At 44.0% G+C, this 14,288-nt stretch carries 18 protein-coding genes; all 18 read left to right on the top strand.

The annotated features are described in order from the left end of the window. Positions 1–108 precede the first annotated feature (108 nt). The 18 genes from rpmH to atpH all read left to right on the top strand — a co-directional run bounded on the left by rpmH (position 109) and on the right by atpH (position 14,275). The gene (rpmH, locus tag IUA53_RS20210; RefSeq protein ID WP_014290886.1) at positions 109–243 is read left to right on the top strand and encodes a 50S ribosomal protein L34; all 135 of its coding nucleotides are present in this window, start codon (positions 109–111) and stop codon (positions 241–243) included. A 16-nt stretch (positions 244–259) separates the two neighbouring features. Continuing rightward, positions 260–619 (top strand): ribonuclease P protein component, encoded by a 360-nt coding sequence (gene rnpA / locus IUA53_RS20205; RefSeq protein ID WP_044449170.1) that lies wholly within the window; start codon positions 260–262, stop codon positions 617–619. Beyond that, the gene (gene yidD / locus IUA53_RS20200; RefSeq protein WP_196899637.1) at positions 604–852 is read left to right on the top strand and encodes a membrane protein insertion efficiency factor YidD; all 249 of its coding nucleotides are present in this window, start codon (positions 604–606) and stop codon (positions 850–852) included. The genes rnpA and yidD overlap by 16 nt, the downstream gene beginning before the upstream one ends. A gap of 10 nt (positions 853–862) precedes the next feature. Beyond that, a complete protein-coding gene (gene yidC / locus IUA53_RS20195) occupies positions 863–2,524 on the top strand; it encodes a membrane protein insertase YidC (protein WP_196897743.1) in 1,662 nt (553 codons plus the stop codon). Positions 2,525–2,589: 65 nt separating this feature from the next. Beyond that, the gene (locus IUA53_RS20190) at positions 2,590–3,072 is read left to right on the top strand and encodes a YajQ family cyclic di-GMP-binding protein (RefSeq protein ID WP_044058608.1); all 483 of its coding nucleotides are present in this window, start codon (positions 2,590–2,592) and stop codon (positions 3,070–3,072) included. 3 nt (positions 3,073–3,075) lie between these two features. Then, positions 3,076–4,464, top strand: coding sequence for a tRNA uridine-5-carboxymethylaminomethyl(34) synthesis GTPase MnmE (mnmE, locus tag IUA53_RS20185; RefSeq protein WP_044058607.1), 1,389 nt, complete (start codon positions 3,076–3,078; stop codon positions 4,462–4,464). Positions 4,465–4,467: 3 nt separating this feature from the next. Continuing rightward, complete coding sequence (mioC, locus tag IUA53_RS20180) at positions 4,468–4,905, top strand: FMN-binding protein MioC (RefSeq protein ID WP_196897741.1); 438 nt, start codon at positions 4,468–4,470, stop codon at positions 4,903–4,905. Further along, the gene (locus tag IUA53_RS20175) at positions 4,902–5,573 is read left to right on the top strand and encodes a DnaT-like ssDNA-binding domain-containing protein (protein ID WP_044058605.1); all 672 of its coding nucleotides are present in this window, start codon (positions 4,902–4,904) and stop codon (positions 5,571–5,573) included. The genes mioC and IUA53_RS20175 overlap by 4 nt, the downstream gene beginning before the upstream one ends. Before the next feature lie 4 nt (positions 5,574–5,577). Continuing rightward, positions 5,578–6,399 (top strand): ATP-binding protein, encoded by an 822-nt coding sequence (locus tag IUA53_RS20170; RefSeq protein ID WP_044058604.1) that lies wholly within the window; start codon positions 5,578–5,580, stop codon positions 6,397–6,399. Positions 6,400–7,061: 662 nt separating this feature from the next. Beyond that, the gene (gene mnmG / locus IUA53_RS20165) at positions 7,062–8,963 is read left to right on the top strand and encodes a tRNA uridine-5-carboxymethylaminomethyl(34) synthesis enzyme MnmG (RefSeq protein ID WP_196897739.1); all 1,902 of its coding nucleotides are present in this window, start codon (positions 7,062–7,064) and stop codon (positions 8,961–8,963) included. A 50-nt stretch (positions 8,964–9,013) separates the two neighbouring features. After that, entirely contained in the window at positions 9,014–9,649 is a 636-nt protein-coding gene (gene rsmG / locus IUA53_RS20160; RefSeq protein ID WP_044058602.1) for a 16S rRNA (guanine(527)-N(7))-methyltransferase RsmG, read from the top strand. An 11-nt stretch (positions 9,650–9,660) separates the two neighbouring features. Further along, positions 9,661–10,455, top strand: a complete 795-nt coding sequence (locus IUA53_RS20155) for a ParA family protein (protein WP_044058601.1) — start codon at positions 9,661–9,663, stop codon at positions 10,453–10,455. 44 nt (positions 10,456–10,499) lie between these two features. Next, positions 10,500–11,378: a ParB/RepB/Spo0J family partition protein gene (locus IUA53_RS20150; RefSeq protein ID WP_196897737.1), complete on the top strand. Its 879-nt coding sequence runs from the start codon at positions 10,500–10,502 to the stop codon at positions 11,376–11,378. Between the two features lie 206 nt (positions 11,379–11,584). Continuing rightward, complete coding sequence (locus IUA53_RS20145) at positions 11,585–11,980, top strand: ATP synthase subunit I (protein ID WP_044058599.1); 396 nt, start codon at positions 11,585–11,587, stop codon at positions 11,978–11,980. Between the two features lie 71 nt (positions 11,981–12,051). Next, positions 12,052–12,885, top strand: coding sequence for a F0F1 ATP synthase subunit A (gene atpB / locus IUA53_RS20140; protein WP_044058598.1), 834 nt, complete (start codon positions 12,052–12,054; stop codon positions 12,883–12,885). Positions 12,886–12,989: 104 nt separating this feature from the next. Next, complete coding sequence (gene atpE, locus IUA53_RS20135) at positions 12,990–13,211, top strand: F0F1 ATP synthase subunit C (protein ID WP_012520222.1); 222 nt, start codon at positions 12,990–12,992, stop codon at positions 13,209–13,211. Between the two features lie 45 nt (positions 13,212–13,256). Next, entirely contained in the window at positions 13,257–13,727 is a 471-nt protein-coding gene (gene atpF, locus IUA53_RS20130; RefSeq protein WP_014951452.1) for a F0F1 ATP synthase subunit B, read from the top strand. A gap of 14 nt (positions 13,728–13,741) precedes the next feature. Then, positions 13,742–14,275 (top strand): F0F1 ATP synthase subunit delta, encoded by a 534-nt coding sequence (gene atpH / locus IUA53_RS20125; RefSeq protein ID WP_044058597.1) that lies wholly within the window; start codon positions 13,742–13,744, stop codon positions 14,273–14,275. Positions 14,276–14,288 lie beyond the last annotated feature (13 nt).

Below are 14,288 nucleotides of genomic sequence, written 5' to 3'. Positions count from 1 at the left end.
CTTTTTCGATGGGCTTTTCTGGTGATGAACACCACATGACTCTGGTAACAGAGAAACGTGCATGCCAAAAACGCCTATGTTTAACTAAATATAAGTGAGACTTTGGTCATGAAAAGAACATTTCAACCGAGCAATTTGAAGCGTAAGCGTTCTCACGGTTTTCGTGCACGTATGGCGACCAAAAATGGTCGTAAAGTACTAGCAGCTCGCCGTGCAAAAGGCCGCGCTCGTCTTTCAGCTTAATTAGAAAGACGCTAAAGTGGGCGAGAATCATTTTTCGAGGGAGTTACGTCTGTTAACTCCCACCCACTTTACCTATGTGTTTGATAACGCAATTCCAGCAGTATCCCCTTCTTTTACTATCCTAGCTAGAACCAATTCCCGTAACAATCCACGTTTAGGCATAACACTAGCCAAAAAACGCATTCGCAAAGCCCACGACCGAAACAGGTTGAAACGCCTTATACGCGAAAGTTTTCGTCACAAGCAACATGATTTACCCAATGTGGACATCATCGTAATTGGCAAAACCGGCGCTGACAAACTCAGCAATCAGGAAGTATATGCGAATTTGGATAAGCTATGGAAAAGATTAACCAAGCGCTGCAACGCATCTTAATTGCGTTACCTCTGGTGCTGATAAAACTGTACCAGTGGTTTATCTCACCCGTGTTGGGGCAACGATGTCGCTTTCATCCATCATGTTCATGGTATGCTATCGAAGCATTAAAAACACACGGATTGGTAAAAGGCGGTTGGTTATCTATTAAACGCATATTAAAATGCCACCCTTTCCATGCCGGTGGATACGATCCAGTACCGGAAAAACAACAAGATAAACACTCAAAATAAAGAGACCTATATGGAATCGCAACGTAGTTTTCTGATAATTGGCTTGGCGTTTGTCAGCTTTATGCTTTGGCAACAATGGCAAGAAGATTATGGCCCACAGCCTGTACAACCTATTGAAGCTCAGCAAACCACTCCTGTTTCTCAAGGCGTACCTTCTTTTGATGACACTCAGTCGCAACAAGATGTACCCACGGGCAACAGCGTACCAGCTGCTGTGCCAAGTAATCAGGCTGCCAATACCAACCGTATTATCGAAGTAAAAACTGATACCCTCGATCTTCGCATAGATTTACTCGGCGGTGATGTCGTTAGTGCTGACCTGGTGAAATTCCCCGTTGAACAAGGTTCAGAAGAACCATACAGCTTATTGCGTTCTGGTAATGGCCTTTACGTCGCCCAAAGCGGATTAACTGGCCCACAGGGTCCAGATGGAAGCGCTAGCGGCCGTCCTGTCTACAGTGCGCAATCTGCATTCTACGAGATGAAAGGTGACACCCTTGAAGTTCCATTAACATGGAAAAACAATGATGGTCTAACCGTAACAAAAACCTTCACGTTCACGAAGAATCATTACGACGTAGATGTCAGCTATACAATAAATAACCAAACTGGCACGACAGCTAACGTTCAACAATATGGTCAGTTAAAGCAGGTTATTGATGCTGAAGACGATGGCAACATGTTTATGCCCACTTATCGTGGTGCCGCCTACTCAACGGAAGACGACAAATACAGCAAATACTCTTTTGACAAAATTGCCGATGACGATTTAAAAGAGACGACGCCAGCGGGTTGGGTAGGTATGTTAGAACACTACTTTGTGTCAGCATGGGTACCTTCACAGGACGAAGTGAATACGTTGTATTCTCGCAATCAAGCTGACCGTTATGCGGTTATTGGCGTACTCCCCCCTGCCGACAGTATTACTGCAGGCGAAACCAAAACCATCGGTATGAAGCTGTACATGGGCCCGAAAGATCAAGAGAGCTTAGCTGAACTTGCCCGTGGTTTAGACCTTACCGTTGACTATGGTATTTTGTGGTGGATTTCACAGTCACTTTTCGCACTACTGACGTTCCTACACAGTTTAGTGAATAACTGGGGTATGGCCATTATTCTGATTACCGTTATTGTTAAAGGTGCCATGTACTGGCTTACCAAGAAACAATACGAGTCGATGGCACGCATGCGTAACCTAGCCCCTAAAATGCAGCAGCTAAAAGATCGTTTTGGCGATGATAGACAAAAAATGTCACAAGCCATGATGGAGTTGTATCGCAAAGAAAAAGTTAACCCTATGGGTGGCTGTTTACCGCTGCTTCTACAGATGCCTATTTTCCTAGCACTTTATTGGGTGCTGATGGAAAGTGTAGAATTGCGACACGCTGATTTTGTATTATGGATTACCGATTTGTCAGTGAAAGACCCGTACTTCGTACTGCCTATCCTGACCGGTTTGAGTATGTACCTACTACAGAAGCTACAGCCGACCACCATTACCGACCCTATGCAGCAAAAAATAATGCAATTTATGCCGGTAGCAATGAGTGTGTTCTTCTTGTGGTTCCCAGCGGGATTAGTACTTTACTGGCTAGTCAGTAACGTAATAACCTTGGTGCAAGCCAAAATGATATATGCTTCTATGGAGAAGCGGGGAATAAGTAGCAAATAAGCTATTAGCAATACTAAAAAACAGCCCGCCCTTGCGGGCTGTTTTGTCTAAAGAGGAAAAGTTAAATGCCTTCATTTGATATCGTGTCAGAAATTAATATGGAAGAAGTGAGAAACGCCACCGAAAACGCCAGTAGAGAGCTATCTACGCGTTTTGACTTTCGTGGTGTTGAAGCTAGCTTTGAATACAAAGAAAAAACCGTCGTCATGAAAGCTGAAGCCGAATTTCAGCTTCAGCAAATGGAAAGCATGTTTAGGAACGCCTGTGCTAAACGAGGCGTAGATACCTCAGCCATTGACGTGAAGCCCTATGATGCTCATGGTAAAACCTATCGCCAAACCATTGCGTTTAAAGAAGGCATTGAACAGCCAATGGCGAAGAAAATTGTAAAATTAGTGAAAGATGCGAAACTCAAAGTTCAAACCGCTATCCAAGGTGATGAACTAAGAATTACAGGGAAAAAGCGTGACGATTTGCAGCAAGTCATTAGCTTAGTTAAATCGTCTGATTTAGGACAACCGTTTCAATATAAAAACTTTCGTGATTAATTAATGGAAAACCTCACCCTATCAACCGATACCATCATTGCCCAGGCAACAGCTCCCGGTCGTGGTGGTGTGGGTATTGTTCGCGTTTCAGGGCCTCAGGCTCAGGTTATCGCCCAGGCACTCGTGCCAGTACCCTTAACACCTAGGTTAGCCACTTACACACGCTTTGAGGACGCAGAAGGGCATGTGATAGATCAGGGTATTGCTCTGTTCTTTAAGGGGCCGAATTCATTTACAGGTGAAGACGTACTAGAACTGCAAGGCCATGGCGGACAAGTGGTAATGGACATGTTGCTTGACGCCATTCTCGCCACAGGGAAAGCCCGACTCGCAAAGCCCGGAGAATTTAGTGAACAAGCATTTTTAAACGACAAATTAGACTTAGCACAAGCTGAAGCCATTGCCGACCTTATTGATGCGAGTTCACAACAGGCAGCGCGCAGTGCATTACGTTCATTACAAGGTGAGTTTTCTCAGCAAATCAATCATCTATCCAACCAAATTGTCCATTTACGTATGTATGTTGAAGCTGCCATTGATTTCCCTGAAGAAGAAATTGATTTTCTTTCTGATGGGAAAGTAGCGGGTGACTTAGATGCTATTTTGGAAAGCTTGAAAAAAGTCAGTGCAGAAGCGAAACAAGGTAGCCTGTTAAGAGAAGGCATGCAGGTGGTGATTGCAGGTCGTCCAAACGCCGGAAAATCTAGCTTATTAAACGCGCTTGCAGGGAAAGATAGCGCCATAGTGACTGATATTGCAGGTACCACACGGGATGTTTTAAAAGAACATATTCACATTCAAGGGATGCCCCTTCATATTATTGATACCGCAGGCCTACGAGAAAGTCCTGACAAAGTAGAGCAAATAGGTATTGAACGGGCATGGCAAGCAATAAAAGACGCTGACCATGTGTTATTCGTTATCGATTCCACCACTACCTCTAGCAGCGATCCTTATGATATATGGCCAGAGTTCATGGCCAAACTACCACAAGGTATGCCGGTTACCGTGATCCGAAATAAAGCTGATTTAAGCACCCTTAATGTGGGGCTAACTACCGTAACCACTGCCCACGGCGACGTGTCGGTGATAAATTTGTCAGCTAAACAAGGCGACGGTGTGGAAACGTTGAAAACCCATTTGGCTAATACCATGGGGTTTGACACCACCACAGAAGGCCAGTTTATCGCACGTCGACGTCATATCGATGCGTTAGCACAGGCCTATGAATATGTGGTCACCGGCCATCAACAGCTTAATGATGCCATGGCCGGGGAATTATTGGCGGAAGAACTAAGGCTTGCTCATCAAGCTTTGTGCGAAATTACCGGCGAATTCACCTCGGATGACCTTCTAGGTAAGATTTTTTCGTCATTTTGTATCGGTAAATAAACAATGACTAAACACTACGAAATAATTGTTGGCACTATGTTAGGTGCCGCTGAATATGTGGCAGATGCCATTGCAGCCTCGTTATCTGAAAAAGGTGCCACCACCACAATTCATACAGAACCCAAACTTGAAGATATTAATCACCAAGCCACATGGGTGGTATGCACTTCTACACATGGTGCGGGAGAACTACCAGACAATATTCAGGGGTTCGCGAAAGCATTAAACACAGCGGATTTACCCGGCACCCAGGTGGTCATAATTGGCCTTGGCGATACCAGCTACGATACCTTCTGTTACGGTGCCAAAGAAATTGAAACCAAGTTAGTCAATGCAGGCGCAACACTGCTTACCGCCCCTTTGCATATTGACGTCCTAGAGCACCCTATCCCTGAAGATGAAGCCGTGCATTGGTTTGAATCAAATGTGGACGTCGCATGAGCAATGGCTTAACCCAAGCAGAACTCGCTGCCCTATCGTCGCCCCTTGCAAACGATGCGCGAGTCCTCTACTTCTTGGGATTACGCCCCACGGCCAACTTAGCCACAACAGCCACAGCGCCTATTGATTACAAACCGTTATTAGCATTGCTAAATGGGGATAATAAAGAACAACCATATCAGCGTGGTCGTCAAATCAATAGCTTGCTAAAGCAACTAGAGCAAGCCGGACTTGTGGCACTTCCCAGCGAAATAGACTTAGCTCACTCAATTAACGGTAAATCTCTCCTCTTACCGCTTTTAACCGTATCCAATGACAGTTTTGATACTTTACACAAATCTCACTACGTCATGTCACCCTCATGGAAACCTAATTTGGCCTTATTTGAAGAAATGGCAGGGTTAATAGGTATTATTGATGCTGAGTATAATGAAGAAGATGTAGGCGAGTTTATCGCCTACTGGTTAGGGCGTCCCAACGCACTATTTAGTGAGTTTCAATGGACACAAAAGTTTGCCTATACCATGAAACGAAAACGAGTCGCTTCTGGCTATGAGCCCACTCGAAAAATAGGCAGCCAACAAGTGAAAGTTGCGCCAGGCATAGAAGCGGATGATAATGCAAGAAAGCTGGTAGAAAAATACGCCACATCAACAAAGAAGAGTTGAGCTTATGGATCGCATTACAGATAAAATTGCCAATTTAGCAAAAGCATTGAATAAGCCGGTGGATCCCAACGGCGAATACATTGACTATAAGACCTTACGAAAGCATTACGAAACGCAAGCGAATCAAGAGGTTTCTCAACTACAGCAACGCAGTAAAAAAGCCCGTGTACAAGCCATTCACGGACGTTCAGATCTTAACCCTAAGTGGACGTTTGCGAATCTAGTAGAAGACAGCGACGACGTGATAGAAGCCGTTTCTATTGCCCAATCGTTTATAGCGGCACATGATGATCCTGCTTGGCGTCAAAGTGGTTCACACATGATGTTATTTTATGGTGATTATGGCCGAGGAAAGTCGCATATCGCTGGCGCAATTGCCCATCAACTCATCGAACAATACGAAATATCAGTGCTTTACAGGCAGCTATCTACGTTGTTGGAAATGCGCTATTTCTCTTACGATTTCAGTGCCACAGACAATGTAGGTCAGAAATTTAGAGAAGCAAACCAAGAACTATTAGAGGTAGATTTACTTATCCTCGATGAAGTATGCGTGAATGAAACCGTACTTAAAAAGAACACCCAAAGTTGGTTAGGCAACCTATTACGCCAGCGTTTGGTAAATAAAAAGAACTGTATCATCATCACAAATCACAGTTTAGCCGATCTCGAAAGCGCATTAGGCCGTTATTGTTTTGAATCGATCAAAGAATATGACACCTATAAAGTTCGATTTCAGGGCCCAAGCAGACGTGAAGGCTTGATCCAAGACGAAGCAGAAGCGCAAAATGTGACGCCGAGGTATCAACCTAATCAAGTTAGATGATTATAATAGTTATAATAAATCAATAAATACGACTAAAAAGACCCTAATCTCGGGTCTTTTTTATTATTAACTAAAATAATCACAACATTATTTGGAATTTAAACCTGATCACATTGTAGTGATCACGAGATCGGAACTAGAATTGTGGAAAGATCTCCTCCACAAGATGATCGCGCTATACCCCTTATATTTACTCGATCATAAGATCCAACAGTGAAAAGAACAAACATTTTATCCCCAGAACGATCACATCTTGATCAGCCCTGTGGATAGGATCCTACAAACCACTGTGTATAAGCTTTGATCGTGAAATGCATAACTTTATCCACAAATTCAATTGTGGATAAATAGGGGGTTTATGCACAGTATAAAGAGGGGGTTATGGATCTGTGTTTCCCAAGGTTATTGATCGTGTAACATCATGATCTAAAAATGCTTTAATGGCTTACCCACAGATCTTGGTGATCCTAATAAAAGTAAAAATAAACAGATCTAAAAGAGATCTTAAGATCATTAAAATCGATCGAGCCTAAATAAATAAACCCATTGAAGAAAATTTAACCATTTTCTTTAGGCAATAAGTCAGATAAAATACGCGCCCTTTTTTCAGGTATTGCTGAAAAAATATCGTTTTTCAATTTTGGTTAACTGTGAGGTTTTACATGTTTTACACCCAAGCCTTTGATGTCATCGTAGTAGGTGGTGGTCATGCTGGCACAGAAGCAGCACTTGCTGCCGCACGTATGGGTTCACGTACCTTGCTGTTAACCCATAATATTGAGACCATTGGCCAAATGTCTTGCAACCCTGCAATTGGCGGTATTGGTAAAGGCCATTTGGTTAAAGAAATTGATGCCCTTGGCGGTGCTATGGCGTTAGCGATTGATGAAGGTGGTATTCAATTTAGGACGCTGAATTCGAGTAAAGGACCTGCAGTTAGAGCGACTCGTGCACAAGCTGACAGAACCCTATATCGCCAAGCGATCAGAAAAATAGTAGAAAGCCAAGAAAACCTAACCTTGTTTCAACAAAGTGTTGACGATCTCATTGTTGAAAACGATCAGGTAACGGGTGTAGTCACCCAAATGGGCTTAAAATTCAAAGCCAAGAGCGTTGTACTGACTGTTGGTACCTTTCTTGGAGGCACCATACACATAGGGTTAGAAAACTACCGAGGAGGCCGTGCAGGCGATCCTCCTTCCATTGCTCTGGCAGATCGCCTTCGCGCATTACCCTTTAGGGTTGATCGCTTGAAAACAGGTACCCCTGCCCGTTTAGATGCGCGCTCTCTTGATTTTACGCAAATGCAGCCTCAGCCGGGTGATAACCCTACACCTGTATTTTCGTTCATGGGTAACAGGGAAATGCATCCTACGCAAATTCCTTGCTACATCACCCACACCAATGAAAAAACACATGACATTATTCGTGGTGGTTTAGATCGCTCTCCCATGTTTACTGGGGTTATTGAAGGTATTGGGCCACGTTATTGCCCAAGCATTGAAGATAAAATTACCCGTTTTGCGGATAAAAACTCGCATCAAATATTTGTCGAGCCAGAAGGATTAAACAGCATCGAAGTTTATCCTAATGGAATTTCAACGAGCTTACCGTTTGACGTTCAAGTTAATTTAGTTCGGTCAATCAAAGGTTTTGAAAATGCCCATATTGTCCGTCCTGGCTACGCTATAGAATATGACTTTTTCGATCCCCGAGACCTCAAGCAAACCTTAGAAACGAAGTTTATCAAAGGGTTGTTCTTTGCTGGGCAAATCAATGGAACCACTGGCTATGAAGAAGCTGGCGCGCAAGGTTTAGTGGCTGGCGCTAATGCGGCATTGCAAGTACAACAAAAAGATCCATTAATTTTGCGTCGTGATCAGGCGTACATGGGTGTGCTTATTGACGACCTTGCCACTATGGGAACAAAAGAGCCCTATCGCATGTTCACCAGTCGTGCTGAATATCGCTTACTGCTTCGTGAAGATAACGCAGATAGCCGATTAACGGCCCTCGGTCGCGAAATAGGGTTGGTTGATGATGATCGTTGGGCTAAGTTTAATCAAAAAATGGACGCCGTCGAAAGCGAACTTCAACGTTTACGTGGTCAATGGATCCATCCCGATCACACGGCTACACCTGAATTAAACACAAAACTGAAAAATCCTGTCAGTCGTGAACACTCTCTTGAAGAACTCATTCGTCGACCAGAAATGACCTATCGCCAGTTGATGGAAATTGAAAGTGTGGGTCCGGGGTTAAGCGATCCTATTGCTGCTGAGCAGGTCGAAATTCAAATTAAGTATGCAGGTTATATTGCTCGACAGATGGATGAGATTGCCAAAACGCAACGCCATGAAAACACCCTACTGCCAATTGATCTGGATTTTGGTAAAATATCTGGGCTGTCAAACGAAGTGGTAGCAAAATTAACCGAAGCGCGCCCTGAAACTATTGGCAAGGCCTCCCGTATATCGGGCATCACGCCGGCTGCTATCTCGTTGCTACTAGTTTATTTGAAAAAGCATGGCATGCTAAGAAAACAAGATAAGATCAGCGCGTAAGGTATTCACTCGCTTACCACGGCTTACCGTCTACAATAAGAGCCAACTTAATGAGCTTAAAGCAAGAATTACACGAAATATTGGCCTCGGGTATTGAGGCCCTTGCATTAGATATCGATAGTCATCAACAAGCACAACTCGTTGAATATGTGTTGTTGATGGATAAATGGAACAAAGCGTACAACCTTACTTCGGTAAGATGCCCCAAACAGATGATGGTGAAACATATTCTAGATTCGTTAGCCATTATGCCCCATTTGCCTGAATCGAATATTATTGATGTAGGAACGGGTCCGGGCTTACCGGGTATGCCCCTCGCTATCGCGTTTCCAGAAAAACAATTTACCTTGCTTGATAGTTTAGGTAAACGGGTACGCTTTATGACACAATGCGCACATTCGCTTAAATTGCAAAATGTCACGCCTCTTCAGAGTCGTGTTGAAGCGCACCAACCAATAAAACCTTACGATATTGTGCTTAGTCGCGCGTTTGCTTCTCTAAAAGATATGTTGCACTGGTGCGAACATCTGGTAGATTCAGAAGGGCTATTTTTGGCACTCAAAGGGCAATATCCGCAAGATGAAATTGAAGAAGTGAGTAATCACTACCAGGTGATTAGAACGGAAAATCTCACTGTGCCGAATTTGGTGGGCGAAAGACATCTGGTTTGGATTAAAAAAGCATAACAGGATTCATTTTGGCTAAGGTAATCGCAATCGCGAATCAAAAAGGTGGAGTGGGAAAAACAACCACTGCCGTCAACGTTGCTGCTTCAATGGCAGCAACAAAGCGCAAAGTACTGCTTATCGATTTAGATCCCCAAGGCAATGCTACCATGGGTAGTGGTGTAGATAAGTACGAGGTTGACGCTACCGCTTTTGAACTTCTCATCGAAGATAAACCCATTGATGAAGTCATCGTAAAAAATACCTCTGGCAAATATGATTTAATTGCCGCAAATGGTGATGTCACGGCGGCTGAAATCAAGTTGATGGAAATGTTTGCCCGAGAAGTGCGTTTACGCAACTCACTTAAACCTGTGATGGACTATTACGATTTCATTTTTATTGATTGCCCGCCGTCGTTAAATCAGTTAACGGTAAACGCCTTGGCCGCCGCAGATTCAGTGATGGTACCCATGCAATGTGAATACTATGCATTAGAAGGGTTAACTGCCCTAATGGATACCATTCAAAAATTAGCATCGGTGGTGAATCCTGAATTGAAGATTGAAGGCGTATTGCGTACTATGTACGACCCGCGAAATCGGCTGGCAAATGACGTTTCAGAACAGTTAAAACGTCACTTTGGTGAGCAGGTATATCGAACGGTTATTCCTAGAAATGTACGTTTAGCCGAAGCGCCGAGTTTCGGCACACCGGCCATGTATTACGATAAATCTTCCACGGGGGCTAAAGCCTATTTAGCTCTGGCTGGTGAAATTCTACGCCGCCGAGACAAATTAGCGCCAGCGCAAGCGAAAGCAAGTTAAATCATAATAAGCTGAACGCATCGAAAGATGCCATTGAGGGGACTATGTCAGCACGTAAAAGAGGGCTAGGCCGTGGTTTGGACGCACTACTAGCTACCAGCCAATCATCGTCGCAAAAAGATAGGGAGTCGGCGTCGGTTGAAGCCAGGCAAAGCGAATTAAGCAAAATTCCCATCGAATTTTTGGTGCCGGGTAAGTACCAGCCTCGTAAAGACATGTCACCCGAGGCCCTCGAGGAATTAGCGTCATCCATTCGTGCACAAGGGGTGATTCAGCCCATAGTGGTAAGAAAAATTGATCAAAATCGCTATGAAATCATTGCCGGTGAACGTCGCTGGCGTGCGTCTCAATTGGCGCAACTTGATGAAGTTCCCTGTTTAGTTAAAGACGTGCCAGATGAGGCGGCGGTTGCCATTGCGTTAATTGAAAATATTCAACGGGAAGATCTAAACGCGATGGAAGAGGCGCAAGCCCTTGACCGATTGATGAACGAATTTGCGCTTACCCATCAAGAAGTGGCAGAAGCGGTAGGAAAATCTCGCACTACGGTCACTAATCTTCTACGTTTAAATAACCTGAATGACGACGTTAAGTTGTTAGTTGAACATGGTGATATTGAAATGGGACATGCACGTGCGTTGTTAGCACTTGATGGAGAGTCCCAATCGGAAGCTGCCCACGTGGTATCAGGAAAAGGGTTAACCGTTAGAGATACTGAAAAGTTAGTAAAAAAGTTGCTTGAGCCGGCAAAACCTAAACAAGAAAAGCAAACTGATCCCGATGTTCAAAAACTTATGACGCGACTTTCAGAAAATTTAGGCGCACCTGTGACTATCGACCACAATGCAAAAGGAAAAGGTAAGCTAGTCATTAGCTTTAGTGATTTGCAGCAATTAGATGGAATTTTATCTAAAATACAATAGGTTAACTTTAATGGCGTAAGGCTATATGTGCGCCCTTTTCGCGAACCCTCGGTAAATAGACCATCTCTTTGGATAGTCTCCTTTCCGGTTATAGCAATAGAAAATTTTCAGAATAACTTTCAAAATGCGATGTACTGTTGAAAATTGCCGATAAAACAGTATACTTCTGACGCTTTTTGTTAGTCGTGAACACGCAGCGGAGAAAAGTGAATATTACACTAGCTGGACAAGGTAAAGCGTTAGCCAGAAGAGGCTTTATTGTTCAGGTTATTACTGCTGTCTGTCTCGTTGTGATTGTTGCGGTGATGTTCAACCGTCACTCGGCAATGTCGGCGGCGGCAGGTGCACTTATTAGCATACTGCCAACAAGCGTATTTTCGTGGTTCGCGTTTCGTTATTCGGGTGCAAGAAAGAATGCACTGGTAGCAAAAAGTTTTAGCCAGGGTTCTAAAATGAAACTGGCACTGACAATCATTTTATTTGTAGTGACATTTGCAGGCTTAAATGCCGCGCCGATAGAAGTATTTTTGGCCTATGTCGTTACAACCGCCAGTCATGGACTGGCCATGTTCCATTACGGCACTAAAAATAATGAAAACTAACAATGTGTCTTGCTGTGAATATGCACTGGAACCAGTCACCAATTTTTACACTTTACAACTTAGGTTAAACAATGGCATCTGAATACACTACCTCAGAATATATCAAGCACCACTTGACCAATGCCACTATGTGCTCAACTGACAACGGAATCGCGTTTAACAAAGCGTGTTCTGATGCTGGTTTTTGGGCATGGCATGTCGACACACTAGCCTGGTCTATTGGCCTTGGCATCTTGTTCCTCGTTATTTTTAGAAGCGTAGCTTCAAAAGCCACTACAGGCGTACCTGGTAAAATGCAGGCGTTTGTTGAATTGGTGGTGGAGTTCGTTGACGATAACGTGAAAAGCACATTCCACGGTAAAAGCACCCTGATTGCACCATTAGCACTGACCATCTTCGTATGGGTGTTGCTTATGAACTTAATGGACTTAGTGCCGGTTGATTTAATCCCTTGGGTATCTGGCCTTATCGGTCAAGCCGCCTTCGGTATGGATCCACACGACGTATACAATAAGGCCGTACCAACAACGGACCTTAACCTAACGTTTGCTCTGGCGGCCGGCGTGTTTATCCTTATTCTTTTCTATTCAATCAAAATGAAAGGGATTGGTGGTTTTGCTAAAGAACTTACCATGCAGCCTTTCGGCCACCCTATTTTCATTCCAGTGAACTTCATTCTGGAAACCGTTACCTTACTTGCACGTCCGCTTTCATTAGCACTGCGTTTGTTCGGTAACCTGTACGCCAGTGAGCTAATCTTTATCTTGATAGCTACCATTGGTTACTTCCAGCTTCCACTGCACTTTATGTGGGCTGTGTTCCATATTCTGGTACTTCCGCTACAGGCGTTTATTTTCATGATGCTAACCATCGTGTACTTAAGCTTGGCTTGCGAAGACCATTAATAAGCATTGACCCGTGTTGATATCACCTGGAAATGTCAGCACGGTTGATAACCGAGTTTTACTTTTAACATTAACTTTAAATTTAACTTAAATCGGAGACGTACATGTTATACATCGCTGTTGCACTACTGATCGGTCTTGGTGCCCTAGGTACCGCTATTGGTTTCGGTCTACTAGGTGGCAAATTCCTAGAATCTGCTGCTCGTCAACCTGAACTAGCACCTCAACTACAAGTTAAGATGTTCATCGTAGCGGGTCTTATCGACGCCATCGCGATGATCGGTGTTGGTATCGCTCTATACCTATTGTTCGCTGTTGGTGCCTAATATTACTAAACACTTTTTTAGCGAACTTTAAGAGGAGGGGCGATAGTGAATTTTAACGCCACTTTTATTGGTCAATTAATCGCCTTCGCTGTGTTCGTGGTGTTCTGCATGAAATATGTATGGCCACCGCTGATGGCAGCGATTGAAGAGCGTCAAAAGAAAATAGCTGATGGGCTAGAAGCTTCTGAACGCGCAGAGAAAGACCTAGAACTTGCTCAAGCGAAAGCCACTGAGCAATTGAAAGATGCGAAAGCGCAAGCAGCTGAAATTATCGAGCAGGCCAAAAAGCGCGCCAACCAATTGGTTGACGAAGAAACGCAGAAAGGTCACGCAGAACGCGAGAAAATTATCGCGTCTGGTTATGCCGAAATTGAAGCAGAACGCAATCGTGCCAAAGAGGATTTGCGCAAGCAGGTATCTGCCCTGGCAGTAGCTGGTGCACAACAAATCTTACAACGTGAAATCGATGCTAACGCGCAAAACGACATTGTTGAAAAACTTGTCGCAGAGCTTTAAAGGGGAGATGAGCCATGTCTGAATTGACAACCGTTGCTCGTCCTTACGCTAAAGCTGCTTTCGATTTCGCCATTGAGAAAGGCGTCGTAGCGAAATGGCAAGAAATGCTAACCTTCGCAGGCGCTGTTGCTGCAAACGACGAAATGCACGCGTTACTAACGGGTGCTGTTGCTGCAGACACACTTGCCGACATTTTTAATAATGTGTGCGGTGAGCAACTCGATGAACATGGTCAAAACCTAATTAAGGTGCTGGCTGAGAATAAACGTTTAGCCGCGTTACCGGAAATTTCAACAATGTTCGATGCCTTTAAAGCAGAGTACGATAAAGAAATTGACGTAGACGTAACGTCAGCATCTACGCTGACCGATGCACAACAATCAGACTTGATTGCGTCGTTGGAGAAACGTTTGGCACGTAAAGTGAAGCTTAATTGTAACGTGGACCCTGCCCTGATCGCTGGAATGGTAATAAACGCCGGTGATACAGTTATTGATGGTTCCGTAAAGTCGAAATTGAACCGTCTCGCAGACGCGTTGCAAGCATAACGGGGATAAGAGC

Source organism: Alteromonas sp. B31-7, assembly GCF_015767655.1.
Classification (GTDB): Bacteria; Pseudomonadota; Gammaproteobacteria; order Enterobacterales; family Alteromonadaceae; genus Alteromonas; species Alteromonas australica.
Note: the sequence above shows the minus strand (reverse complement) of the source record. Positions and strands in the feature narration are given on the sequence as shown.